The organism is Myroides sp. JBRI-B21084 (assembly GCF_030545015.1).
Taxonomy (GTDB): Bacteria; Bacteroidota; Bacteroidia; order Flavobacteriales; family Flavobacteriaceae; genus Flavobacterium.
Map to the genome: position 1 here is coordinate 1,151,525 of NZ_CP120653.1, position 26,381 is coordinate 1,177,905.

28 protein-coding genes and 1 other RNA gene are annotated in these 26,381 nt (G+C 32.6%); 14 read left to right on the forward strand and 15 right to left on the reverse strand.

Going from position 1 to position 26,381, the window contains the following annotated elements; translation table 11 throughout:
• Positions 1-6: 6 nt before the first annotated feature.
• Entirely contained in the window at positions 7-2,319 is a 2,313-nt protein-coding gene (locus P3875_RS05650) for a TonB-dependent receptor (protein WP_303445307.1), read from the reverse strand.
• Between the two features lie 234 nt (positions 2,320-2,553).
• Between P3875_RS05650 and prfA the strand changes: the two genes are divergently transcribed.
• The 4 genes from prfA to P3875_RS05670 are packed head-to-tail and all read left to right on the forward strand — an operon-like array spanning position 2,554 to position 5,790.
• Complete coding sequence (gene prfA / locus P3875_RS05655; RefSeq protein ID WP_303445423.1) at positions 2,554-3,627, forward strand: peptide chain release factor 1; 1,074 nt, start codon at positions 2,554-2,556, stop codon at positions 3,625-3,627.
• A gap of 55 nt (positions 3,628-3,682) precedes the next feature.
• Complete coding sequence (gene pyrF / locus P3875_RS05660) at positions 3,683-4,501, forward strand: orotidine-5'-phosphate decarboxylase (protein WP_303445308.1); 819 nt, start codon at positions 3,683-3,685, stop codon at positions 4,499-4,501.
• 1 nt (position 4,502) lies between these two features.
• Complete coding sequence (locus tag P3875_RS05665; RefSeq protein WP_303445309.1) at positions 4,503-5,306, forward strand: ABC transporter substrate-binding protein; 804 nt, start codon at positions 4,503-4,505, stop codon at positions 5,304-5,306.
• Positions 5,307-5,355: 49 nt separating this feature from the next.
• On the forward strand, positions 5,356-5,790 hold the full coding sequence (locus P3875_RS05670; protein WP_303445310.1) for an FKBP-type peptidyl-prolyl cis-trans isomerase: 435 nt from the start codon (positions 5,356-5,358) through the stop codon (positions 5,788-5,790).
• A gap of 57 nt (positions 5,791-5,847) precedes the next feature.
• Here the strand turns inward: P3875_RS05670 and sucD are convergent, their stop codons facing one another.
• From sucD to rnpB, 10 genes are all read right to left on the reverse strand, one after another.
• Positions 5,848-6,723, reverse strand: a complete 876-nt coding sequence (sucD, locus tag P3875_RS05675; RefSeq protein ID WP_303445311.1) for a succinate--CoA ligase subunit alpha — start codon at positions 6,721-6,723, stop codon at positions 5,848-5,850.
• Between the two features lie 84 nt (positions 6,724-6,807).
• Positions 6,808-7,179 carry a nuclear transport factor 2 family protein gene (locus P3875_RS05680; RefSeq protein ID WP_303445312.1) on the reverse strand — a complete coding sequence of 124 codons (372 nt, stop codon included), beginning with the start codon at positions 7,177-7,179 and terminating at the stop codon, positions 6,808-6,810.
• Between the two features lie 6 nt (positions 7,180-7,185).
• Positions 7,186-8,097 (reverse strand): UDP-3-O-(3-hydroxymyristoyl)glucosamine N-acyltransferase, encoded by a 912-nt coding sequence (locus P3875_RS05685; protein WP_303445313.1) that lies wholly within the window; start codon positions 8,095-8,097, stop codon positions 7,186-7,188.
• A 7-nt stretch (positions 8,098-8,104) separates the two neighbouring features.
• Complete coding sequence (efp, locus tag P3875_RS05690; protein WP_303445314.1) at positions 8,105-8,671, reverse strand: elongation factor P; 567 nt, start codon at positions 8,669-8,671, stop codon at positions 8,105-8,107.
• A 27-nt stretch (positions 8,672-8,698) separates the two neighbouring features.
• Positions 8,699-9,484 (reverse strand): acyl-ACP--UDP-N-acetylglucosamine O-acyltransferase, encoded by a 786-nt coding sequence (lpxA, locus tag P3875_RS05695; protein WP_303445315.1) that lies wholly within the window; start codon positions 9,482-9,484, stop codon positions 8,699-8,701.
• An 18-nt stretch (positions 9,485-9,502) separates the two neighbouring features.
• Positions 9,503-10,891 (reverse strand): bifunctional UDP-3-O-[3-hydroxymyristoyl] N-acetylglucosamine deacetylase/3-hydroxyacyl-ACP dehydratase, encoded by a 1,389-nt coding sequence (locus tag P3875_RS05700; RefSeq protein ID WP_303445316.1) that lies wholly within the window; start codon positions 10,889-10,891, stop codon positions 9,503-9,505.
• 6 nt (positions 10,892-10,897) lie between these two features.
• Complete coding sequence (gene lpxD, locus P3875_RS05705) at positions 10,898-11,932, reverse strand: UDP-3-O-(3-hydroxymyristoyl)glucosamine N-acyltransferase (RefSeq protein ID WP_303445317.1); 1,035 nt, start codon at positions 11,930-11,932, stop codon at positions 10,898-10,900.
• Between the two features lie 21 nt (positions 11,933-11,953).
• Positions 11,954-13,192, reverse strand: coding sequence for an HD domain-containing protein (locus P3875_RS05710; protein ID WP_303445318.1), 1,239 nt, complete (start codon positions 13,190-13,192; stop codon positions 11,954-11,956).
• Between the two features lie 92 nt (positions 13,193-13,284).
• Entirely contained in the window at positions 13,285-14,775 is a 1,491-nt protein-coding gene (hutH, locus tag P3875_RS05715) for a histidine ammonia-lyase (RefSeq protein WP_303445319.1), read from the reverse strand.
• Between the two features lie 129 nt (positions 14,776-14,904).
• Positions 14,905-15,207, reverse strand: an RNA gene (gene rnpB, locus P3875_RS05720) — RNase P RNA component class A.
• 89 nt (positions 15,208-15,296) lie between these two features.
• On the opposite strand from rnpB, the gene murQ reads away from it, so the two are divergent.
• The 3 genes from murQ to P3875_RS05735 are packed head-to-tail and all read left to right on the forward strand — an operon-like array spanning position 15,297 to position 16,713.
• On the forward strand, positions 15,297-16,109 hold the full coding sequence (gene murQ / locus P3875_RS05725; protein WP_303445320.1) for an N-acetylmuramic acid 6-phosphate etherase: 813 nt from the start codon (positions 15,297-15,299) through the stop codon (positions 16,107-16,109).
• The gene (locus P3875_RS05730) at positions 16,109-16,339 is read left to right on the forward strand and encodes a DUF6095 family protein (RefSeq protein WP_303445321.1); all 231 of its coding nucleotides are present in this window, start codon (positions 16,109-16,111) and stop codon (positions 16,337-16,339) included. The genes murQ and P3875_RS05730 overlap by 1 nt, the downstream gene beginning before the upstream one ends.
• 2 nt (positions 16,340-16,341) lie before the next feature.
• Positions 16,342-16,713: a DNA topoisomerase IV gene (locus tag P3875_RS05735; RefSeq protein ID WP_303445322.1), complete on the forward strand. Its 372-nt coding sequence runs from the start codon at positions 16,342-16,344 to the stop codon at positions 16,711-16,713.
• Positions 16,714-16,755: 42 nt separating this feature from the next.
• On the opposite strand, the gene P3875_RS05740 is transcribed toward P3875_RS05735, so the two are convergent.
• The 4 genes from P3875_RS05740 to P3875_RS05755 are packed head-to-tail and all read right to left on the reverse strand — an operon-like array spanning position 16,756 to position 19,021.
• A complete protein-coding gene (locus P3875_RS05740) occupies positions 16,756-17,022 on the reverse strand; it encodes a hypothetical protein (protein WP_303445323.1) in 267 nt (88 codons plus the stop codon).
• Positions 17,019-17,570: a GNAT family N-acetyltransferase gene (locus tag P3875_RS05745; protein WP_303445324.1), complete on the reverse strand. Its 552-nt coding sequence runs from the start codon at positions 17,568-17,570 to the stop codon at positions 17,019-17,021. The genes P3875_RS05740 and P3875_RS05745 overlap by 4 nt, the downstream gene beginning before the upstream one ends.
• Before the next feature lie 15 nt (positions 17,571-17,585).
• On the reverse strand, positions 17,586-18,038 hold the full coding sequence (coaD, locus tag P3875_RS05750; protein ID WP_303445325.1) for a pantetheine-phosphate adenylyltransferase: 453 nt from the start codon (positions 18,036-18,038) through the stop codon (positions 17,586-17,588).
• Positions 18,038-19,021, reverse strand: a complete 984-nt coding sequence (locus P3875_RS05755; protein WP_303445326.1) for a D-alanine--D-alanine ligase — start codon at positions 19,019-19,021, stop codon at positions 18,038-18,040. The genes coaD and P3875_RS05755 overlap by 1 nt, the downstream gene beginning before the upstream one ends.
• A 114-nt stretch (positions 19,022-19,135) precedes the next feature.
• Between P3875_RS05755 and P3875_RS05760 the strand changes: the two genes are divergently transcribed.
• From P3875_RS05760 to P3875_RS05790, 7 genes are read left to right on the forward strand one after another with little or no spacing between them, the layout of a single operon-like run.
• Positions 19,136-19,759, forward strand: coding sequence for a PASTA domain-containing protein (locus P3875_RS05760; protein WP_303445327.1), 624 nt, complete (start codon positions 19,136-19,138; stop codon positions 19,757-19,759).
• A 1-nt stretch (position 19,760) separates the two neighbouring features.
• On the forward strand, positions 19,761-20,801 hold the full coding sequence (locus P3875_RS05765) for an RluA family pseudouridine synthase (protein ID WP_303445328.1): 1,041 nt from the start codon (positions 19,761-19,763) through the stop codon (positions 20,799-20,801).
• Positions 20,801-21,271 (forward strand): hypothetical protein, encoded by a 471-nt coding sequence (locus tag P3875_RS05770; RefSeq protein ID WP_303445329.1) that lies wholly within the window; start codon positions 20,801-20,803, stop codon positions 21,269-21,271. The genes P3875_RS05765 and P3875_RS05770 overlap by 1 nt, the downstream gene beginning before the upstream one ends.
• Before the next feature lie 2 nt (positions 21,272-21,273).
• Positions 21,274-21,795 (forward strand): NADPH-dependent FMN reductase, encoded by a 522-nt coding sequence (locus P3875_RS05775; RefSeq protein ID WP_303445330.1) that lies wholly within the window; start codon positions 21,274-21,276, stop codon positions 21,793-21,795.
• A complete protein-coding gene (locus P3875_RS05780; protein WP_303445331.1) occupies positions 21,795-23,087 on the forward strand; it encodes an anthranilate synthase component I family protein in 1,293 nt (430 codons plus the stop codon). The genes P3875_RS05775 and P3875_RS05780 overlap by 1 nt, the downstream gene beginning before the upstream one ends.
• Positions 23,081-24,394, forward strand: coding sequence for a tRNA lysidine(34) synthetase TilS (gene tilS, locus P3875_RS05785; RefSeq protein ID WP_303445332.1), 1,314 nt, complete (start codon positions 23,081-23,083; stop codon positions 24,392-24,394). Before P3875_RS05780 ends, tilS begins: the two co-directional genes overlap by 7 nt.
• Entirely contained in the window at positions 24,391-26,376 is a 1,986-nt protein-coding gene (locus P3875_RS05790) for a protein-disulfide reductase DsbD family protein (RefSeq protein WP_303445333.1), read from the forward strand. The genes tilS and P3875_RS05790 overlap by 4 nt, the downstream gene beginning before the upstream one ends.
• The last annotated feature ends 5 nt before the right edge of the window (positions 26,377-26,381 follow it).

The following is a 26,381-nucleotide window of genomic DNA, read 5'->3' on the forward strand; positions in this document are numbered from 1 at the left end:
ATTATATTAAAATTTGTATTGTAAATTTAAACTAGTAGTTATACCGTTACCTAAAACATATTCTGCATCAAGTGCACGGTATTGGCTAACAGTAGGGTAGTAATAGTTGTTTAAAAGATTTTCTACACCTAAACTAACAGTCCAATTTGTTTTAAAAGCATAACTTCCTGAAAAATTAATTGTTTGAACCGCTTTTATTGGTCCTTCGCTATTATTATATTTCCCTTTTTCATTCTTTTCAAAACGATTTCTAGCATCGGTATGTAACCATGAAAGTTGCAAATTTAAGTTATTTATTGGTGAATAGTTTACATAAGCAACTGCTTTTGCTGGTGCAATTCTAGATCCATTTAAATATACTTTAGATCCGTCGTCAAAAGTAGCTTTTCCTTCAACAAACGAATAATTTCCACCAAAACTAAGTTTGTCATTTGTAAAATAATCTAAAGCAATTTCAAAGCCATATACACGTTCAGGTTCGCGTTGTGGGGTTAAATATCCACCTACATCAACTAGATTTACACCTAATTTAGAAGTGCTTATAAAATATGCTGCCGAAAAGTTAAATTTAGAAAAACGACTACTAAAACCTGCTTCGTAATTGTTTGTTATGATAGGGTCGGTAGCTAAACTTTCAATTGTGTTTTCAGTCGCTTTACGTAAAATTCTACCTAATTCATTAATTGCAAATCCTTGTGAAAAACTTACAAAAGGGTTAAAATAAGCATATTTTTTATAACGTAAACCAGCGTTAAACATTGTTGCTTCGTAAGGTATTTTTCCACCTTGAACAAAAATACTTCCTTCGTTATTTGGTCCGGTAGCAATTGTTTGGTAATCTTTTACATTTACAGTTGCATTTTCGTAACGCACGCCTCCTTTAAAAATTAAATGATCAAAAAAGTCTATTCTAACTTGGGCATAAGGCGCAATATTTGCCATATCCATTTTTGGAATATACACACGACCATCAACTAAATCTTGGTAAGTCACGTCGTTTAAAACATCTAATCCATACGTTAAATCAATTGGAAATTTGGTATTAATAGGTGTGTTTAAATTAATACGCAATCCTTTTTTATTTGAGTTAATTTTAGTTTGACCAGCACCATACCAAGCACTTGAATTGGCAACGTATCTGTTCATTGATCGAAACGAATTTACATAAGCGGTAACATCTAATTTAGTGGTATTAAATAGATTATCTTTTGTAAACGTAAACATAAAATTGTGGTTGTAAGGCGTTCCAGCATTTTCACCAGGTTCTGTACCTTTTATACCAACTGTAGGTGTTTGACCATAAACGCCTGTTTTGCTAATGTATTTTGCTTTTTGTGTACTGCCGTAATAATTGTAAAGCATTGTTAAGTTGGTATGATCGGTAAAATCATATCCTAATTTTGTAAAACCATTTATTTGATTAGTGTTTGATAAGCCATCGGTTTGCCCTAAAGGTTCACCTTTAGCATCACGTTGTAAGCCTGTATAGGCATATGATGCGCCAGCAACATAACTGAATTTATTTTTACGACCGTTAAAGTACTGTGATGCGCGATAGCCTAGCGTTTCATTTCCATGAATTGGATTAAAATTTGTACCTAAAATTGACGTTCCGTGAAAACTATTTGTTTTTGGATTTTTTTTAGTAATATAGTTAATAATACCGCCACCAGAACCGTTTCCGTAAATTGAAGTTGCTCCTTTTATAATTTCAACACGTTCAATAGCTTGTGCGTCAATAGTTCTTATGTCTCGTTGCCCGTTCATTAGTGGTGTAGATTGTGGTACCCCATCAATTAAAACCAAAACTTGTCGTCCGCGTAACGTTTGTCCTGCATTTGTTGCTTTGTTTGTTGTTGTACCTAAACCAGGAACTAAATTTCCTAAAATAGATGATAAGTTGTTTGATATGGCACTTTGCAACGCAATATCTTCTTCATTTAAAATTGTAATCGATGAAGGTACGGTAGTTATATGTTCGGGTTTTCTACCAACTGTAACCACTATTTCATCTAAATTAGTACTTTGATTTTCAAGTACAATAACATACTCGTTAATGTCGTTTATCGATCCAAATAAAAAGTAAGTATCGCTATAATTTGGTGCCGAAACAATAACAGAATTATCTAAAATCTTAGCAGCATCTAGCTGCGCTTCTCCTTTTTCGTTGGTAAGTGCAATAACTTCATTTCCAGATGAAACGGTAGCATTTGCAATTGCCGTTTTTAAGTTGTTTTCAACTTTAATTTTTACTGTTTGTGCAATTATAACTTGTGTGAAGAACAAAACTATAATCGAAATAATAAATCGCAATTTCATTTTATATTAATTTAGACTGAATCTATTGGCAAATGTAAGCTGTAATGTAGAATTGTTCCAAATAAAAATAGATAAAAATAAACGTTTAATTTTAATTTAAAATTTAATAGTTTGTAAATCAGTAAGTAGGGTGTTTTAAAAAATCTGACTTCAACCAATAAAAGTTTTTATACAGCAATGCTTTTGCTTGGGCAATTTTTCTTAAATTTGCAAACTGAAATCTTTAACTATATGATGTTAGATCGTTTACAATATGTAAAACAACGTTTTGATGAGGTGTCTGACTTGATTATTCAGCCAGATGTAATTGCCGATCAAAAACGTTATGTGCAATTAAATAAAGAATACAAAGACTTAAAGGCCTTGGTTGAAAAACGCGAGGAATATATTAATGTAGTTGGAAATATTAGCGAAGCCAAAGAAATTATTGCCGATGGGAGCGATGCTGAAATGGTAGAAATGGCTAAAATGCAGTTAGACGAAGCGCAAACGCGTTTACCTGAACTTGAAGAAGAAATAAAGTTCATGCTTATTCCTAAAGATCCAGAAGACGCTAAAAACGTAATGGTTGAAATTCGTGCAGGTACAGGTGGTGATGAAGCTTCAATTTTTGCTGGCGATTTATTTAGAATGTACACCAAATATTGCGAAAATAAAGGTTGGAGAACTTCGGTTGTTGATTTAAACGAAGGTACTTCGGGCGGTTTTAAAGAAGTTATTTTTGAAGTAACTGGAGAAGATGTTTACGGAACGTTGAAATACGAAGCCGGCGTTCATCGTGTACAGCGTGTTCCACAAACCGAAACACAAGGGCGTGTGCACACATCGGCAGCAACGGTTATGGTATTACCTGAAGCGGAAGAGTTTGATGTGCAAATAGATATGAACGAAGTTCGTGTTGATTTCTTCTGTTCGTCTGGTCCAGGTGGGCAGTCGGTAAATACCACAAAATCGGCGGTACGATTAACACACATTCCAACAGGTTTGGTGGCACAATGTCAAGATCAAAAATCGCAACACAAAAACAAAGACAAAGCGTTAATTGTATTGCGTTCGCGTTTATACGAAATGGAATTGGCAAAGAAGCAAGCAGAAGACGCTACAAAACGATCTTCTCAAGTTTCATCGGGCGACCGTTCTGCTAAAATTCGTACCTACAATTATCCGCAAGGTCGTGTTACCGATCACAGAATTGGTTTAACAATTTACGATTTAGACGGTGTTATGAATGGAAACATTCAAAAAGTAATTGATGAGTTACAATTAGTATCAAATACCGAAAAGTTAAAAGAATCAGAAGTATTTTAATTTATTATATTTGGAAAGCCTCTATTTAAGAGGCTTTTTTTTAAGACTTTAAACAATGACAACAAAACAACTAAACGAGCAAATTCAACAAAAAAAATCATTTTTATGTATTGGTTTAGATGTTGATTTAACTAAAATTCCTCAACATTTATTAAATACAGAAGATCCAATTTTCGAATTCAATAAAGCTATTATTGATGCTACGCATGATTTGTGTGTATCATACAAACCAAATACTGCTTTTTACGAAGCTTATGGTTTAAAAGGATGGTTGTCTTTAGAAAAAACCATAAAATACATAAACGAAAATTATCCAGAAATATTTACAATAGCAGATGCAAAGCGTGGCGATATTGGAAATACATCAACTATGTATGCTAAGGCATTTTTAGAAGATTTAAATTTTGATTCGGTAACTGTAGCTCCTTATATGGGCAAAGATTCGGTTGAACCTTTTTTAGCTTTTGAAAACAAACATACCATTTTGTTGGCTTTAACTTCAAATCAAGGTGCTTTTGATTTTCAAACAAAAGAAGTTGAAGGTAAACCAATGTACCAAACCGTTTTAGAAACTTCTAAATCTTGGAAAAATAGTGAAAATTTAATGTATGTTGTTGGCGCTACAAAAGCAGAATATTTTACCGAAATTAGAAAAATTGTTCCAGATAGTTTTTTGTTAGTACCAGGCGTTGGTGCACAAGGTGGTAGCTTAGCCGAAGTTTGTAAGTATGGTATGAGTGCCAATGTAGGTTTGCTAATAAACTCATCACGAGGTATTATTTATGCATCAAACAACGAAAATTTTGCAGAAGCGGCCCGTGCCGAAGCCTTGAAACTACAAAGCGAAATGGCTTTACATTTACAAAATAATTAATATGTTAGTAATTACGGACGATTTAGGAACCGTGCACACGTTTAGTCAAACTCCCAAACGCATTATTTCGTTAGTGCCTTCACTAACAGAAACTTTATACGAATTGGGTTTAGAAGATGAAATAAAAGGAATAACCAAATTTTGTGTACATCCTTTTCATTTAAAATCGGTTAAAATTAATGTAGGCGGTACAAAAAACGTGCATGTTGATAAAGTTAAAGCGCTTACTCCAGATATTATCATAGCTAATAAAGAAGAAAATACGTTAGAAATAATAAACAGCTTAAAAGATATTTGTCCTGTTTTTGTTACTGATATTGTAACTGTAGATGATACATTAAAAACTATTGCCAATTTTGGAACAATTTTTAAGCGTACCACCGATGCAAAAAAATGGATTGATAAAATTAGTTTTGCTTTTAACGATTTTAATGCTTTTATGGCTAATAAAGCATGGCAAAAAGCTGCTTACTTAATTTGGCGCGAACCCTATATGGCAGCTGGCAACAATACGTTTATTAACGAAATGTTACTTTTAAATAAGTTTACAAATATTTATAGTAGCCTTGAAGGTAGATATCCCGAGGTTGAGATTAGAAAAATGCGTATTCAAGGCGATCCTGAATTGGTGTTTTTATCATCGGAACCTTACCCTTTTAAAGAAGAACATGCTTTTGAAATTGGTAGAGCCACACATCATGCTAAAACTGTTTTTGTAGATGGTGAAATGTTTTCGTGGTATGGTACTCGTCTTTTTAAAGCATTTCAATATTTTAAAACGCTCCAAAATCGTATTAGCGATTAAAGGGAAATAGGGCAGAACATAAAGATTTTTAAAAAAGACAAGATACAATATGGGTGTAGCAGAATTATTACTTAAAAGAAAGCAGGAATTAGCCGAAAAAAACAAACGTGAAGGTAATTTATATCAAGAAAATTTTAAAAACGAAAATAACGTTACGCTTTTACCAAGCGGTGTAATGTTTAAAATATTACAGCAAGGTACTGGTAATTTAGCATTGATAAGTGATACAGTACGCTGCCATTACCACGGTACAAATGTGTACGGCGAAGTTTTTGATAGTTCGGTTAACAGAGGTAAACCAGCAGAATTCCAAATTAGTAAACTTATAAAAGGTTGGCAAGAAGTAATGCCTTTGTTGCAAATAGGTACAAAAGCACAAATTGTTATACCTTCAGATAGTGCTTACGGAGATCAGCAAATTTCAAAAGAAATTGGTCCATTTAGTACTTTAATTTTTGAAGTTGAATTATTAGAAATTCTTTAATATAACAAAAAACGCGATGAATTAATCATCGCGTTTTTTTGTTATATAGAAAATAAATTATCCTAAAACTTCTTTTACTTTTTTACCAATTTCAGCTGGTGAATCTACAACGTGGATACCACATTCTCTCATGATGCGTTTTTTAGCTTCTGCTGTATCATCAGCACCACCAACAATTGCACCTGCGTGACCCATTGTACGACCTTTAGGAGCAGTTTCACCTGCAATGAATCCAATAACTGGTTTTTTATTACCGTTTTCTTTGATCCAACGTGCAGCATCTGCCTCTAATTGACCACCAATTTCACCAATCATAATGATAGCTTCAGTTTCTGGATCGTTCATTAACAATTCAACAGCTTCTTTAGTAGTTGTACCAATAATTGGATCACCACCAATACCAATAGCAGTTGTTATACCTAAGCCTTGTTTTACAACTTGGTCTGCGGCTTCATAAGTTAATGTACCCGATTTAGAAACGATACCAACTGAACCTTTTTTGAAAACAAAACCTGGCATAATACCAACTTTTGCTTCACCTGGAGTAATAACACCAGGACAGTTAGGACCAACTAAACGACAATTTTCTCTTGTTTTTACATAGTTGTAAGCAGTAACCATGTCGGCAACCGGAATACCTTCTGTAATACAAATAATTACTTTAATGCCAGCTTCTGCAGCTTCCATAATTGCATCTGCAGCAAATGCTGGTGGAACAAAAATAATAGATGTATCTGCACCTGCTTTTTCAACAGCATCTTTTACTGTATTAAATACAGGACGATCTAAATGCATAGTTCCGCCTTTACCAGGAGTAACACCACCTACAACATTTGTACCGTATTCAATCATTTGTGAAGCATGGAACGTTCCTTCGCTTCCTGTAAATCCTTGAACTATTATTTTAGAATCTTTGTTTACTAATACACTCATAATTTATTTATAATTATCGTTTTTTGAATTATTTTACAAAAATAATGTTTAATGAATAATATTAAAATTTTTTGGTTTAATTTTTTACAAATTTGCCAATTGACTCATTTGAACCCCTTTGTATAATTTGTTGTCTTTTAGTTCCCATACATTAAAAAACGTAGCTAAAACCAATTCCTCATCGGGATTTTCAAGCGTACGTACGTAATAGGTATAACGAATCATTACTTTATTGTTTTCACTCATTACATCATGAACTTCGGCACGTAAATCAAAGTAAGAATGTTTTAAATCTTTTGAAAGAGCCATTAAATCGGCATGTTCTAACAATAAATGTCCTTTAGAACTGTGCCATTCTAACTGAATATCTTCATGAAAAATATCTAAACAATAAATTTTGTTTAAAATACCTGCCGATTCGTAAAACTTTTTTACAATTTGTAAAGGGTTGTTCATAAGTTGTTATTTTACTAAATTTTTAACCTTAGCAACGTGTTTGTAATATTCACGCGCTTCTTCGGCAGGAACACCAAAATACACTTTATTACCTTCTAAATTTTTAGAAACACCTGCTTTTGCTAAAATTACGGCATTTTCGCCTATGTTAATTCCACTTGTTGTTCCAACTTGCCCCCAGATGGTAACATTATTTTCTATTACTACACAACCTGCAATTCCGCATTGTGCAGCAATTAAGCACATTTCACCAATAATAGTGTCGTGTCCAATGTGTACCTGATTATCTATTTTGGTACCTTTTTTAATGGTTGTGTCTCCCGTAACTCCTCTGTCAATTGAACAAAGAGCTCCTAGTGTAACATCATCTTCAATAACTACAGCACCAGAAGAAATTAACGGGTCGAAAAAATTGGTACGTTTTTTATAATAAAAAGCATCGGCACCTAAAACGGTTCCTGCATGTATTACAACATTATCGCCAATTATTGAATGATCGTTAATAACAACATTTGCATGTATGATGCAATTTTTGCCAATTTTTACGTGGTTGCCAATAAATACATTCGGTTGTAAAATGGTACCTTCGCCTATAGTTGCTGTTGATGAAATTGCTGCTGATGACGCTTGAAACGGACGGAAATAAGTTGATAATTTATTAAAATCGCGAAAAGGATCATCTGAAATTAACAATGCTTTGCCTTCAGGGCATTCAACATCTTTATTAATTAAGATAATAGTTGCGTTTGAATTTAAAGCCTTATCGTAATATTTCGGGTGGTCTACAAAAACAATTTCTCCGGGTTGAACTACGTGAATTTCGTTCATTCCTAAAACAGGAAAATCGGGTGAACCAACAAAAGTACACCCAATTATTTCTGCAATATTTTCTAAACGATATGTTTTAGGAAATCTCATTTGTTATTTATTCTTTAATACGTTCAATGTAACTACCTGAAGCTGTATCAATTTTAATTTTATCGCCTTCGTTTATAAATAAAGGTACGTTTACTTGAGCACCCGTTTCTACAGTTGCTGGTTTTGTAGCATTTGTAGCAGTATTTCCTTTCACACCTGGCTCGGTATAAGTTACTTCTAGTACAATAGAGGCTGGCATATCAACAGATAAAGGCGATTCGGTTTCGGTATTAATTTGAACCATTACGTTGGTACCTTCTTTTAGTAAATCGGGTGCATCAAGGATATTTTTATCTAACGTAATTTGTTCAAAAGTTTCGTTATTCATAAAATGAAAATCGTTTCCTTCGTTGTATAAGTACTGAAAAGTATGTGTTTCAACACGAACAACATCAATTTTATGTCCTGCTGAAAAGGTGTTGTCTAACGTTTTACCCGATGTTAAGCTTTTCATTTTTGTACGTACAAATGCAGGTCCTTTACCTGGTTTTACGTGTAAAAATTCTACAATTTTAAAAATATCGTTGTTGTATTTAATACATAATCCGTTTCTAATATCTGATGTACTTGCCATAATTTATTTTTAATTTAATATATTTTTTTAATAAACACCTGTGTAACCTTTCATAATTCCGCGAGAAGAATTACGTACAAATTGAATAATTTCATCGCGTTCAGGAGTTGCTTCCATTTCGGTTTCAATAAGATCTATCGCTTGTGAGTTATTGTAGTTTTTTTGATACAGTACGCGATAAATATTTTGTATTTCTCTTATTTTTTCTGAATCAAAACCTCTTCTACGTAATCCTACAGAGTTGATACCAACATACGAAATTGGTTCACGTGCTGCTTTAATATATGGTGGAACATCTTTACGTACTAATGTACCACCTGTTATAAATGAGTGCGAGCCAATTGTGCAAAATTGGTGAACAGCAACCATACCTGCTAAAACTACAAAATCGCCAACAGTTACATGCCCCGCAAGGGTACTTGAGTTAGAGAATATGCAGTTATCGCCTACAATGCAATCGTGTGCAATGTGGCTGTATGCTTGAATTAAACAATTTTTACCTATTATAGTTCGGTATCGATCTTTTGTACCACGGTTAATGGTAACACATTCGCGTATAGTGGTATTATCGCCAATTTCGGCAGTAGTATCTTCGCCTTCGAATTTTAAATCTTGTGGTTCAGCCGATATTACCGCTCCTGGAAAAATTTTACAGTTTTTTCCAATGCGTGCCCCTTCCATAATGGTAACATTCGATCCTATCCAAGTTCCTTCACCAATTTCCACATTGTTGTGTATGGTTGTAAAAGGTTCTATTACCACATTTTTAGCAATTTTTGCTCCGGGATGAACGTATGCTAATGGTTGATTCATTCTATAAAATATTAATTACTACTTTGCTTTTACTATTTGAGCCATTAATTCGGCTTCGGTAACAATTCTTCCGTTTGCATAAGCTACTGCTTGCATGTGGCAAATACCTCTACGAATAGGACTGATTAAATCTAATTTAAAAATTAATGTATCGCCTGGTAATACTTGTTGTTTAAAACGTACATTATCTATTTTCATAAAATAGGTTAAATAATTTTCAGGATCTGGTACCGTGCTTAACGCTAAAATACCTCCGGTTTGAGCCATAGCTTCAATTATTAAAACCCCTGGCATTACTGGTGCACCTGGAAAATGGCCTTGAAAAAATTCTTCGTTCATGGTTACATTTTTCATACCCACCACGTGCGAGTCTGATAATTCTATTATACGATCTACCAAAAGCATTGGAAACCTGTGTGGTAACATGGCCATTATTTTGGTAATATCCATTAAAGGCTCTTTATTTAAATCAAAAACAGGTACTTGATTTCTGCGTTCGGCTTTTATAATTTTAGACATTTTTTTTGCAAACTGTGTGTTTACAAAATGTCCGGGTTTATTTGCAATTACTTTTCCACGAATACGTGTGCCAATTAAGGCTAAATCTCCTACTACATCTAACAATTTATGGCGAGCTGCTTCGTTTGGATAATGCAGGGTTAAATTATCTAAAATTCCGTTAGGTTTAACGGCGATATCGTCTTTACCAAACGCAACTTTTAGGTGTTGTAAAGTTTCGTTTGATATTTCTTTATCTACATAAACAATAGCATTGTTTAAATCGCCACCTTTAATTAATCCGTGTGCTAATAAGGTTTCAATTTCGTGTAAAAAGCTAAAAGTTCTTGCTTCAGAAATATCTTTTTTAAAATCGCCCATGTTTTTTAAGGTTGCATTTTGTGTACCTAGTACTTTGGTACCAAAATCTACCATGGTTGTGATTTGATATTCGTCTGCAGGCATTACTATAATTTCGCTACCGGTGCGTTCATCGGTATACGAAATTACTTCTTTAACGATGTATTCGTTGCGTTCGGCATCTTGTTCAACGATACCTGCTTTTTCTACAGCTTCAACAAAAAATTTAGATGAACCATCCATAATTGGTGGTTCAGAAGCGTTTAATTCAATAATAACATTGTCTAAATCGCAACCAACAAATGCTGCTAAAACGTGTTCTGTAGTGTGTAATTGTACGCCTTTACATTCTAAATTTGTACCACGTTCTGTTGAAACTACGTAATTTGCATCTGCTTCAATTACCGGACTTCCAGGTAAATCTACTCTAACAAAAGTAAAACCATTGTTAATGGGTGCGGGTTTAAAGGTCATTACTACTTGTTGCCCTGTGTGTAAACCTACACCTTCAATTGTTATTTCTTGGCCGATGGTTTTCTGTTTAACCATAACTATTTAACTTAAATTTGCTTTATCGGTTGTTTTTTTTATTTCTTCAAGATCTTTTACGATGCTTGGTAATTTTCTAAAATAGACATACGATTTTGAAAAATCGTTGTATCCCATGGCAGGCGATCCTTGTATCATTTCACCATCTTTAATGCTTTTACCTACACCAGATTGTGCTTGTATACGTACGTTATCGCCAATTGTAATATGACCAACAATGCCTACTTGTCCGCCAATTATACAATTTTTACCTATTTTGGTAGAACCTGCAATACCTGTTTGGGATGCAATTACAGTATTTTCGCCAACTTCTACATTATGTGCAATTTGTATTTGGTTATCTAATTTAACCCCTTTGCGAATTACGGTTGATCCTAATGTAGCTCTGTCTATGGTTGTACATGATCCAATTTCTACATTATTTTCAATTATAACATTTCCAATTTGAGGTATTTTATCGTAGGTGCCATCTGGATTTGGTGCAAAACCAAAACCGTCAGAACCGATAATTGTTCCAGAATGAATCACGCAATTTTCACCAATAATGGTTTCAGAATAAATACGTGCACCTGCATACAAAATGGTGTTATCGCCTATTTCAACGTTATCGCCAACAAATGAATTAGGGTATATTTTTACATTATTGCCAATTTTTGTGTTTTTGCCAATATACGAAAAACTTCCTAAATACAAATCGGTTCCGTAAGATACACCTTCTGAAATTACAGATGGTTGTTCGATACCCGATTTCATTAATTTTATTTGGTTGGCGTATTCTAATATTTTGGTAAATGCTTTGTACGAATCATCAACCTGTATCATGGTTGCTTTTACAGGTTGTGTGGGCTGAAAAGTTTTATTTACGATTACAATAGACGCGTTTGTTGTGTACAAATAGTTGTTGTACTTAGCGTTTGATAAAAAAGTGATTGCCCCTTGTTCACCTTCTTCGATTTTGGCTAATTTAAAAACCTCTACCGTAGAATCGCCCACAACGGTACCGTTTAAAACTTCGGCAATTTGTTCTGCTGTAATCTTCATTGAGTACAAAAATATTAAATTTTAATTAACTTTAGCTAATCCTTTTGGGTAGCATATAAAGTATTTATATACTGGTTCTGCTAAAGCCTTTAAATTGTATTGGTCTGATGCTTCTAACACATCAACAATTTCGTTATTTTTCTTGTAAATAATTATAGGGTCGGCTTTTAAATCATAAGCCTGATTTTTTAATTTATCGCCAAAAACAAAGTAATCTATTTCGTTTTCGTTAATTAAAAAGGTTTCTTTACACCATTTTTTATATTGTTGCAATTTGCCCGCTACTTCATTTTCTGGTATCAATTGTACATTAAATAACTTTCTGTTTACAATTGCACTACTTAAAAAGGAAAGAACTTTATCATTATGAAATTGCCAATTTTTTAATGCTGTGTAAACATCGGCATCATCTAACAAAGCAAAGTTTTCTAAAATTTGGTTCGTAAAGTTTGCTTTAGAAACCGAATTTTGTAAAAAAAAGGTTAAGGCGTTACTTGCTTGTAAATCTACCCCGTTTAAAGTTAGTTGTTTGGCACGTTTTAAAATTTTTGAAAGCAACAATTCGGCTCCAACACTTGTTTTGTGTAAGTAGCATTGCCAATACATTAAACGGCGTGCTACTAAAAATTTTTCTACAGAATAAACTCCTTTTTCTTCAACTACTAAAACATCGTTATGAACATTTATCATTTGAATTAAACGTTCAGAATTTATGTTTCCTTCGGCAACACCGCTGTAAAAACTGTCGCGCTTTAAATAATCCATTCGGTCCATATCTAGTTGAGAAGATATAAGCTGAATTAAGAATTTACGTGGATAATTTCCTTTAAAAATTTCGATAGCTAACGATAATTTTCCATTAAATTCAGTATTTAAAGCTTCCATAAAAAGCAAAGAAATTTCTTCGTGATGAATGTTTTCTACAATACTATGTTCCATTGCGTGCGAAAAAGGTCCATGACCAATATCGTGCAATAATATAGCTATGTAAAGCGCTTCTTCTTCATCTTTAGAAATGGCTACATTTTTAAAGCGCAATACTTGTACTGCTTTTTGCATCATATGCATACAGCCAAGCGCGTGATGGAAACGTGTGTGTTCTGCACCTGGATAAACTAAAGACGATAACCCCATTTGTTTAATTCTACGCAAACGCTGAAAATACCTATGCTGAATTAAATCGTACAACAATGTTGTTGGTATGGTTATGAAGCCATAAATTGGGTCGTTTAAAATTTTTAATTTATTTTCTGATGTCAAAACTTTGTTTTTGTAATATCTGGCAAATATAACTATTTTAATAAAAGTAAAATGCACTTTTATTTAACAAAAAGTGCATTCGTTTTTTTTAATTAAAAGGTATGATTATTTAAAAATTGTATACTTTTTTGAATGTCATAATGCAAAATTCGGTCTTCTTGCACTGTAGGAACTTCTTTTCTAAAAGCTGCAACAAAATTTTCAATAAATTCACTTGATTGTAATGGTCGTCTAAACTCTAAGGCTTGTGCTGCGTTAAATAATTCAATTGCTAAAATTCGCTCTAAATTTTCAACAATTTTTAAAGTTTTTGTTGCCGCATTAGCACCCATACTAACGTGGTCTTCTTGGCCGTTACTAGAAACAATACTATCAATACTTGCAGGTGTAGCCAATTGTTTGTTTTGACTTACAATGCTTGCAGCAGTATATTGTGGTATCATAAAACCTGAATTTAACCCTGGATTATTTACTAAAAAAGGTGGTAAATTACGTAAGCCCGATATTAATTGATAGGTTCTGCGTTCTGAAATGTTTCCTAATTCGGCTAAAGCAATTGCTAAAAAATCTAATGCTAAAGCCAAAGGTTGGCCATGAAAATTTCCGCCAGATACGATTAAATCTTCGTCAACAAAAATATTTGGATTATCGGTAACCGAATTAATTTCGGTTTTAAAAACTTTTTCTACATAATCAATTGCATCTTTTGAAGCCCCGTGAACTTGTGGAATACAACGGAAAGAGTAGGGGTCTTGTACGTGTTTTTTTGGTTGATTGATTAAAGAACTGCCTTCTAAAATACTGCACATGTATTTAGCAGTTGTTACTTGCCCTTTGTGCGGACGTACCATGTGAATTAGGTTGTTAAAAGGATCAATTCTACCATCGAAACCTTCTAAAGAAACGGCGCTAATTGTATCGGCTAATTTAGATAGTTTTGCAGTTTTTAGTAAAATATAAGCACCGTATGCACTCATAAATTGGGTGCCGTTTAATAATGCTAAGCCTTCTTTTGATTGTAACGTAATCATATCCCAACCTTTTTCGGTTAGCATTTGTTTAGCAGCAATAGTTTCACCATTCATGTAAACTTCGCCTTCGCCAATTAATGGCAAACACAAATGTGCAAGTGGTGCTAAATCTCCCGATGCCCCTAATGAACCTTGTGTGTACACTATTGGTAAGATATCGTTGTTGTAAAAATCAATTAATCGCTCAACAGTTTGTAATTGCACGCCCGAATTTCCGTAGCTTAACGACTTAATTTTAAGCAACAGCATTATTTTAACAATTTGGTGAGGCACTTGGTCGCCAGTACCACACGCGTGTGATTTCATTAAATTTTCTTGAAGTGTAGTTAAATCTTCGTTCGAAATTTTAACACTATATAATGACCCAAATCCTGTATTTATTCCATAAATAGGGTTGGTTTGTGTTTGCATTTTATTATCTAAATACGCACGGCATTTGTTAATATTTGCAATAGCTTCTTCCGATAAGGCTAATTGGTGGTTTTCACTAATTATTAAGTTTAATTCTTCTAAACTTAAGATATTGTTACTGATATAATAGGTAGTTAACATGGGTTTGTTTTATTGATTGCCAAAATTCTTAAAACTTATCTATATAACAAAATGTTTTAATGTTTAAAATATACATTGTTGTAAAAGTACTGGTAAAATTAAGTAAAATAAAGATAATGAAAGAATTAAATAAAAAGTAGACCTATAAGCCGGGTTCTGTACATTGCTAAAAGCAAGTCCTTATCATTTATCTAGACTTTTAATTACTTAAAAGTTCAATCTGCCTACCCTCCAACTTGCGCGAGCAGCACTTAACGTTGGTATACATGGCATTTCACCGAATAGAGTTTACCTGGTTTCACTACAGCCTAACTGTACATACTTTCTGTTGCACTTGTCCTCACCTTACGGCGGACGGGCGTTACCCGCTATTCTGCTCTATGGTGCCCAGACTTTCCTCTGACCTAAGCCAGCGATAAGGTGGTCTACTTGCTGCAAAAGTACTATTTAAAATTTGTTTTGTAAGTATAAATTAAACCACTTAGTTATTTTTCTTTAAATTTGTGTTCAAATATTTATATATGTCGTTTGATAAAATTACTGAGTCTGATTCGAAATACAATCATTTAGAACAAATGAGTGTAAGCGATTTGCTTTTAAATATCAACAAGGAAGATCAACAAGTACCATTAGCCGTACAAAAAGCCATTCCCCAAATAGAAATTTTAGTACATAAAGTAGTTGAACAGCTAAAAAAAGGTGGGCGTTTGTTTTATATTGGTGCTGGTACATCGGGGCGATTAGGTGTTGTAGATGCATCTGAATGTCCACCTACATTTGGTGTAGCTTATGACAAAGTAATAGGTTTAATTGCTGGTGGCGATACTGCCATACGTATGGCAGTTGAAAATGCCGAAGATAACGAAACACAAGCCGAAATTGATTTAAAAGCGTACCAAATTAACAGCAACGATTTTGTTATTGGCATAGCTGCATCAGGTACTACGCCTTATGTATTGGGTGGTTTACAATTTTGTAACAATAACCAAATACCAACTGGTGCTATTACATGTAATCAGGGAAGTCCGGTTGCGCTTTTAGCAAAGTACCCAATTGTTGTAGTTGTAGGCCCTGAATTTGTTACAGGAAGTTCGCGAATGAAAGCTGGTACTGCTCAAAAATTGGTTTTAAATATGATATCAACTGCTACCATGATTCAATTAGGGCATGTAAAAGGAAATAAAATGGTTGATATGAAACTTTCAAACCATAAATTAGTCAACAGAGCTATAAGTATGGTTATGAATGAATTAAATGTGTCATTAGATAAAGCTACTCAGCTTATTGAAACTTATGGAAATGTGCGTAACGCAATTAAAAATTACACCAAATAATGGAAACTCCTAAAACCGATAAAACCAGAATTTACAAAGGTTTACAAAAAATTTTTATTGCCATACCTTTAATGTTTGTAGGTCCTATTATTATAAATTCATCTTTTAAAAACAAAGAACATCTATTGTATTATCCAGTTTTAATATTAGGTTGTTTAATTTGTTTATACGCCATGTATTTATTTTTTAAAGGATTAAAAACCATGGTAAATGGTTTATTTAATGATTAATTATGAAAAAACTTTTATTTATAACTGCAACTGTTTTACTTACAAGTTGTTACCAGCAAGAGCGAAATTGTACCGATTTTAAAACTGGAACTTTTTTGTTTGAACAAGAAATAAACGGAGTTAAACATTCTTCAACTTTTGTACGTACAAATCAATATGAAATAGAAACGTATCAAGGAAAAAAAGATACGGCAACTATTCGTTGGATTAACGATTGTGAATACATTTTACAAAAAATGCATCCTAAAAATATGGCTGATAAAAAAGCAGTTCAAATTAAAATCTTAACTACAAATGATGATGGGTACACGTTTGAATACAATATTGTTGGCGATACCAACAAACAAAAAGGGACTATAAAAAAGCTAGAATAAAAATGAGTTCATTTTAATGAACTCATTTTTTATTACTGTTAATCAGAAACATATCTCTTTCCGATTTTCTATTTCGGTACTTAAATTATTTAAGTTTACAATAATTAAAAAAACACTTACTGTTTGTAAAAAAATAATTGGGATATAGTTTTTACTATCCATTCTTAATTCTTCATATACAAATAAATAAGCAAAAAAGGCACAAGCTAAAAAATCTACAATTACTAAGCCAATTAATACATATTTAAGTGTGTTTTTTTTTCTGACTAAATCCTCGGTTGAAGTGTTTTTGTATTTGCTATTTTTCATAATTTTTTTTTCAACCATTCCCATTTTAATAAAGAATAACATTCAGAATTTTCATTAACCGATTCAACTACGTAATCTTCGCGTATGGTACCTTCTTTTAAAAATTGATAACGGTTAAGTAGTTTTATCGATGCGGTATTTTCTTTAGCTACCAAAGCTTGAATTCTGTGCAAATTCATTTCGTTAAAGCCAAAATTTAAAACAGCTTGTAAAGCTTCGGTCATAAATCCTTGTTGTTTATCCTTTTCGTTTCTTAAACCATAATAAAGTTCGGCGCGGTTGTGTGTTTTGTTCCAAGTATGAAAGCCACAATCGCCAATAGGTAAATGGGTTTCTTTATTAATTAACAAGAAAAAAAATTGCGAAATCCTAAAAGTTTCCATACCGTTTTCGTGCATGTTTTTAAAATGATTGTATCCGTTTTCATCTACCCCAAAAAAATTTATAATTTGTTGTTTGGTTTTGGATTGAAATAATTGATGGATAAACGCAGGAGAAATACCTTTTAAAATTAACCTTTTAGTTTCAATTTCAATTTCTTGATTCATTTTAAATAATTAATGTTATTTTTTTACCGCTTTTGGTACCAATAAACTGTAATCGCCATTGTTGCGAATAAAATCGCGTACAATACTTGAACTAATAAAAGACGTGTCAACTGCTGTTAACAAAAATACAGTTTCTATACCCGATACCAATCGGTTGGCATGTGCAATGGCTTTTTCAAATTCAAAATCGGCCGGATTTCTTAGTCCTCTCAATAAAAAATCGGCATTTTGTTCTTTGCAAAAATCAATAGTAAGTCCGTGATAATTGGTAACTTTAATTTTTGGTTCGTTTGCAAATGTTTCTTGAATAAACCGCATACGTTCTTCAAGAGTAAACATGTATTTTTTATCGGCATTGCTACCAATGGCAATAATAATTTCATCAAACAAAGGCAAAGCACGTGTAATAACATCAACATGGCCATTGGTTATGGGATCAAACGAACCTGGAAAAACTGCTTTTTTCATTAAAATTTATTTCGTGTTAAGGCTAATTCAATTGCATTCTCAAATAAATCGTTTAACGAAATACCTGCTTCGCGCGCTTGTTGTGGTAAAATACTTTCTGTTGTTAAGCCAGGTACTGTATTCATTTCTAATAAAAAGGGTTCGCCACCAGCTAAAATAAATTCTGAACGCGAAAAACCATCCATTTTTAAAATGGTGTAAATGCGTTTGGCAACATCTTCTATTTTTGTTTTTTCTTCTTCTGAAATTCTAGCAGGTGTTATTTCGCTAGACTTACCTTCGTATTTTGCTTCGTAATCAAAAAAGTCGTTTTCTGATACAATTTCGGTTATAGGTAAAACAATGGTATCGTTTTTATACTTTATAACACCAACCGAAACTTCTGTACCTTTTAAATAACTTTCAATAATAATTTCATCGTCTTCTACATAAGCTTTTTCAATAGCAGGTACTAGTTGTTCACTTTCTTTAACCATTGAAATTCCAAAACTAGAGCCCGATTTATTAGGTTTTACAAAACAAGGTAAGCCTACACGTTGTATAATTTGTTCTGCATTTATAACATCACCTTTATTAAGGTAATACGATATTGCCGTTTTTATACCATAAGGTTTAAGAACCGAAAGCATATCGCGTTTATTAAAAGTTAATGAAGATTGATAATAATTACACGATGTTTGCGGAATATTTAGCAATTGCAAGTAGGCTTGTATCAATCCGTCTTCGCCCGGTGTACCATGAATAGCGTTAAAAACAACATCAAAAGTTATTTTTGTACCATTAACCGTAACCGAAAAATCATTTTTATCAATTACAAATCTATTTTTATTTTCGTCTACATAAAACCAACCTTCGGTTAAAATGTGAATACTGTATAAATTATATTTAGTTTTATCTAAATGATTATAAACAACTTCGCCGCTTTTTAAGGATATTTTATATTCGCTAGAATATCCTCCCATAATAATTGCTACATTTTTCATTTAATAATGTATTTTTATATTTTTATTTTTGTAACGTGTATTTTTTGCTAGTTTGAACAAATTTATAAAAATACACGAAACATAATTGATAACTTTGCTAAAATTAATAACACTATGGGTATTATATCATTCATAAAAAGTAAGCAGTTTTTTTTCTCTTTAATTTCGGCAATTGTAATTGTTGTATTACTAGGTTTTGGAACACTACAGTTTTTAAATATTTTTACGCGTCATGGGAAAGAAATTGCAATACCCGATTTGCGTAAAATGAAAGTTGAAAAAGCTATGGATGCAGTTGCTGAAAATGGTTTTGAAATAATTGTTATAGATACCATTGATTTTAACCCTAAATATCCACCGTATACAATTTCAGAGCAAGATCCTAAACCCAATGATGCTGTTAAAGAAGGGCGCAAAATTTATGTAAAAATAAATGCAAAAGGTTATTCTTCTTTACGTTTACCTAATTTAGATGGACGTACGTTGTGTCATGCTACTTCAATTTTAGAATCGTTAGGTTTGAAAAAAGGCGAAGTAAAATACGAACCCGATTTTGCCAAAGATGTGGTTTTACGTGTGGAACAAGACGGAAGAATTTTACGTGCTGGAGATAAGGTACTTAAAAATTCAAAAATTAATTTAATATTAGGCGATGGCATGCTGGGGTACAAACCCGAAGTTGATTCTTTAGGTGAAATGTACGAAGATGTAGCACCAGCAATTGACTCAATTTTTTAAAATGATAGACGATACTAACTTACTAGAAGACGATTTACACGAACATTATCGTTTTGAAGCAGGTAAAGGACAAGCACCTTTGCGTGTTGATAAATTTTTAATGAATTTAGTTGAAAACGCAACTAGAAACAAAATACAAAAAGCGGCAGAAAACGGAAACATTTTTGTGAACGATGTTCCTGTAAAATCAAACCATAAAGTAAAAGCAAACGATGTGGTACGTGTGTTAATGGAGCAACCGCCTTTTGAAAACATTATTATTCCCGAAAACATTCCTTTAGATATTGTATATGAAGACGATGATTTATTGGTAATTAATAAACCAGCTGGTTTAGTGGTACATCCGGGGCATGGTAATTACACGGGTACTTTAGTGAATGCTTTAGCCTATCATTTTGAAAATTTGCCTTTAAATAGTTCAGAACGCCCAGGTTTAGTTCACAGAATTGATAAAGATACAACAGGGTTACTGGTAATTGCCAAAACAGAATGGACAATGACCGAATTGCAAAAACAATTCGCCGAAAAAACAACCGAACGCGAATATATTGCTATTGTTTGGGGGAATGTTGAAGAAGATGAAGGTACAATAGAAAGTTATATTGGTCGCCATAAAGTAGATCGTATGCAAATGGCATCGTTCCCTGATGATTCAAACGGAGCAAAACATGCCGTTACGCATTACAAAGTAATAGAACGTTTGGGGTATGTAACACTGGTTTCATGTAAATTAGAAACAGGTAGAACGCACCAAATTCGTGTACACATGAAAGCAATTGGGCATACTTTATTTAACGACGAACGTTACGGTGGCGACAAAATTTTAAAAGGAACTACTTTTACTAAATACAAACAGTTTGTTGAAAACACTTTTAAAGTTTTACCACGCCAAGCCTTACATGCAAAAACTTTAGGTTTCATGCATCCTATAAAAAAAGAGTACATGCAATTTGATACCGAAATACCTGCCGATATGGTTGCTGCCATAGATCGTTGGCGCAATTATTCAAATAATCACGAAGTTGTTGAAGAAGAAGATTAATGATGACGATAATTAATTTAAGAGGAGTAAAAAATTTAGCAAGCGATGTAAAATTAAATCAGCTTTACAATCAGTTTGATACATTGTTAAGTGAATTAAGAAAAAAGGAAATACCCGATTCAATAATTCAATTAATTAATAAAGAAGTTGAAGAAATTAATACTTCTAATTCTTTAACAACAAACGATTTAAGAAAGGTTATTAAGAAAAAACAAACTGCTATTTTAAGGTTAATTGAAAAAGAAATACAATTAGTTCCTAAAAATTATTACCGCACACTTTATTTAGCACTAGGGATGACTGTTTTTGGTATACCAATTGGGGTACTTGCAGGAGTTTTTTTAGGAAACCCTGGTTTATTTGCGTTAGGTCTACCCATTGGTGTAGCAATTGGCGTAACTGTAGGAACTGCAATGGATAAAAAAGCAGTTAAAGAAAACAGGCAATTAAATGTAGAAATTAAATATTAAATATGTTAGTTTTTGTAGGTAGTAATTCATCAAAATCAATCAATGAACAGTTAACAAAATCGGTTTTAAAAGAACTGAATATAAACCACACTTTTCTTGATCTTAAAACATTAGATATTCCTTTATTTAGTGAAGATTTAGAACGTGAAATTAAATCACCTAAAGGAATTGAATTGTTATTAGGTGAAATAAATACTCACGAACATATTTTTATAGCTACCAATGAACACAATAGCAATTTATCGGCGTTTTTTAAAAATATTTTAGATTGGTTATCACGCGCAAATAAAAGCTTTTTGTACGGAAAAAAAGTATTTATTTTAAGTACATCAAACGGTAAACGCGGTGGTTTAAGTGCCAATGAAATTCTACAAAATATGGTAAATCGTTTTGGTTGTCAAGCAGTTGTAAGTTATGTGTTTACATCTTTTTCAGAAAATTTTAATACAGAAAATCAACAAATTACAAATAAAGATTTCTTGAAGGAAATTGAAGATAAGCTAAACATAATTTTAAAAAATTAATGCAACGGTTTTCTAAAACGTATCAAATAAAAAATTGTTCACATTTTAAAAAGCAATTGCTTTTGTGGGCACAACAATTTCGCGAAGTTGTTTTTTTAGAATCAAACAATCACAAAGCCAAATACAGCACACACCAAGCTGTTTTGGCTTTTGATGCTTTTACTTTGTTGCAAACCGATTACGAAAATGCGTTTGAAAAACTGAAAGAATATCAAAAAAACACCAACGATTGGCTTTTTGGATATTTAAGTTATGATTTAAAAAACGACGTAGAACAGTTGCAATCGAATAACTTTGACGGATTACATTTTCCTGATTTATTCTTTTTTCAACCTAAAAAACTCGTTTTTTTTGAAGAAGAATCGGTTCGTTTTGAATATTTAAAAATGTGCGATGATGAAATTGATAGTGATTTTAGCGAAATTACTGCTGTTAAACTATTTGAATCGCATCAACCTCAAATAAGAATTAATAATAGAATTCAGTTTAAAGAATACGAAAATGGTTTTCAAAGAATCATAAATCACATTCAACGTGGCGATATTTACGAAGCCAATTATTGTATGGAATTTTATGCTGAAAATGTTTCGTTGAACACCAATGAATTATTTTGGAACTTAAACAAAATTTCCGAACCGCCTTTTGCATGCTATGCTAAATTTAATAAGCATTTTGTAATGAGTGCTTCGCCCGAAAGATACATAAAAAAGCAAGGTTTAAAAGTAATTTCGCAACCTATTAAAGGAACTGCAAAACGCGGAATTACAGCTGATGAAGACACACTTTTAAAGCAAAATTTAGCTGAAAACAAGAAAGAACAAACCGAAAATGTAATGATTGTAGATTTGGTTCGGAACGATTTGTCTAAAACTGCTACAAAAGCTTCGGTTCAAGTAGAAGAATTGTTTGGTATTTATACGTTTAAACAAGTACATCAAATGATTTCAACTGTAGTTTCTGAGGTTTCCGAAGATCAAAACCCCGTAGATATTATAAAATCTACTTTTCCAATGGGTAGTATGACGGGGGCTCCAAAATTATCGGCTATGAAAATTATCGAAGAGGTAGAGCAATCCAAACGCGGCGTTTACAGCGGTGCCATTGGTTATTTTACACCTAGTAACGACTTTGATTTTAATGTAGTAATTCGTAGTATATTGTATAATAATGAACAAAAGTACGCATCGTTTAGCGTGGGTAGCGCCATTACAATTAATGCAAATGCAACCGATGAATACAACGAGTGTTTGTTAAAAGCACAAGCAATGAAAAATGTATTACAACAATGTTAAACCAATTTAAGCAACATATAACGCAAATTTTTCCCGAAGTTTTTACTAACAAAACCTTGTTGGCTGTTAGTGGTGGGGTAGATAGTATGGTGCTTTTGCAATTGTTTATTCATTTAAAAGTAGAATTTGCTGTTGCACATTGTAATTTTCAGTTACGTGATGCCGACAGTGATTTAGACGAAAAATTGGTTACAGATTTTTGTAATAAAAACAACATTACCTGCTTTGTTAAAAGGTTTGATACCATGCAGGTTGTTAAAAGCAAAAACGTTTCCATACAAATTGCAGCACGCGAACTAAGATATAATTGGTTTAAGCAGCTTTGTACTACTAATAACTATCGGTTTATAGCAACTGCGCACCATTTAAACGATCAAGTTGAAACGTTTCTAATTAATTTTACTCGCGGTACGGGTATTGATGGTTTGGTTGGAATTCCTGAAAAAAACCAACAAATAATACGGCCGATGCTCCCTTTTTCTCGTGATGAAATTTTAAATTTTGCAGTTGAAAATGGAGTAGAGTGGAGGGAAGACCAATCTAACGCTACAACAAAATACTTACGTAATAAAATTAGGCATTTAATAGTGCCAGTTTTAATGGAAGAAAATCAGCAATTTTTGCAAACTTTTCAAAACACATTGCATTTTTTAAAGCAAACGCAGCACTTAGCAAACGATGCTATGGTTTATTTTGAAAATGAATGTGTTATAAAAGAAGCCGATTTTGTAAAGATCGATTTAGATAAATTACAAAAATTTAATAATAAAACCGCCTATTTAGTACAATTTTTAATGTCTTACGGTTTTTTTTCATCTACCGAAATAGAAAAAATTTGCGTTGCATCTACAGGTAAATTCATTAAAAATAATAATTATACACTTTTAAAAAACCGCAATGAATTGTTAATTTATGATGAAAAATTAATAAATAAAGCAGTTTTTTTTATAAAAAATGAAAATGATGTTTTGCAACTTCCTTTTTTTATGAAAATTTTAAGGGTAGAAAACGCAGAAATTAACACAGATAAAGATACTATTTTCGTAAATTCGGAGCTTTTAAAATGGCCATTGGTTTTACGCAAAATAAATACAGCCGATGTTTTTCAACCTTTTGGTATGAAAGGTTTTAAAAAAGTATCAAAGTTTTTTAAAGATGAAAAACTATCTAAAATAGAAAAAGATAACACGTGGCTTCTTGTTAATGGCGATGATAAAATAATTTGGATTGTGGGTATGCGTGCCGACAATCGTTTTAAAATACTAAATAACAGTAAACAAAACCATATAATAACGTTAAAACAATGAGAAATTTACTCACTTTACTAGTACTTTTTGTTACTGGTTTAGGCTTTTCACAACAATTACAAGATCCAGTTAAATGGAAATCAAGTATCGAAAAAATTTCAGATACAGAATATCAAATAAAGTTAGACGCTACTATTGAAAAAGAGTGGCACATGTACTCTCAATTTACTCCTGAAGGTGGAGCCTTGCCGTTAGAATTTATTTATAATAACGCAAAAGGTAATTACGAACCACAAGGTAAAGCAAAAGAAAGCGAATACACTAAAAAATTCAATGATATTTTTGAAGTAGATGAATATTATTTTGCTAATGAAGCGCATTTTACACACACTATTAAAGTTACAAACCCAGCGGTTAAAAATATTCAGTTAGAATTATCGTACCAAGCATGTGTTGAAATGTGTATTCAATTAAACAAATTTTTTGTTTTTGATTTAGAAACATTAACAGCTACCGAAGTTCAAAATTTTGAAAATTTAACTGCAGTTACACCTGTAAAAAACGATACCATTAATAAAATAAAAGAAGTGCCAGCAAAATCGGCAACTTCTAAGCATGAAAAAAAAGGATTGTGGTCTATTTTCATCATTGCATTTTTTTCAGGTTTTGCAGCATTGTTAACACCATGTGTGTTTCCAATGATACCTATGACGGTAAGTTTCTTTACAAAACAAAGCAAATCGCGTGCAAAAGGTATTAAAAACGCAATTATTTATGGGTTATCAATCATTATTATTTACGTTTTATTAGGTTTAATTGTAACTAAAATATTTGGTGCCGATGCGTTAAATGCCTTATCAACAAACATATGGTTTAATATTGTATTTTTTGTTTTATTAATTGTATTTGCATCATCGTTCTTAGGTGCTTTTGAAATTATGTTGCCAAACTCATGGGCTAATAAGGTTGATCGTCAAGCAGACCGTGGCGGTATGATTGGTATCTTTTTTATGGCTTTAGCATTGGCAATTGTATCGTTTTCATGTACCGGACCAATTGTTGGAACCTTGTTGGTAGAAGCAGCATCTAAAGGCGGAACAGCTCCTTTAATTGGTATGTTTGGCTTTTCATTAGCATTGGCATTACCGTTTATGTTATTTGCCATGTTCCCAGGTTGGTTAAATTCAATGCCACGTTCAGGTGGATGGATGAATACTGTTAAAGTTTCTTTAGGATTTTTAGAATTGGCTTTAGCATTTAAGTTTTTATCAAACGCCGATTTGGTTTTACAAAAACATTGGTTAGAACGCGAGGTGTTTTTAGCTATTTGGATTGCTGTATTTGCTGCATGGGCTATTTATTTGTTTGGAAAAGTACAATTGCCACACGATTCTAAAATCGAAAAAATTTCGGTAGGTAGGTTGTTTATGGCGTTGTTAGTATCAACTTTTACAATCTATTTAATTCCAGGATTATGGGGTGCGCCTTTAAAATTAATCTCTGGTTTTCCACCGCCAATGACATATTCTGAAAGTCCGTATGGTGTAGGAAATTCAAAAGGAGGTGCAGGCTCTGTTTCAGCAATACCTAATGGTGCTAAAGAAGGTCCACAAGGTATCATCACTTTTACAGATTACGAAAAAGGTATGGCTTATGCTAAAGAAGTTAACAAACCTGTTTTATTAGATTTTACAGGCCATGCGTGTGTTAACTGTAGAAAAATGGAAGAAAATGTGTGGTCTGAAACCAATGTTTTAAAAATATTAAATGAAGATGTTGTTTTGATATCTTTATATGTTGATGAGAAAAAAGAATTGCCACAAGCAGAACAATATGTATCTAAAACAACAGGTAAAAAAATTAAGACAGTGGGGAACAAATGGAGCGATTTTCAAATTGAAAAATACCAAGCAAACGCACAACCTTACTACATTGTTTTAGATAACGAAGGAAATTCTTTAAACACGCCAGTTGGGTACACACCCGAAGTTACTGAATATGAAAATTGGTTAAAAGAAGGAGTTAACAACTATTCAAAATAAAATAA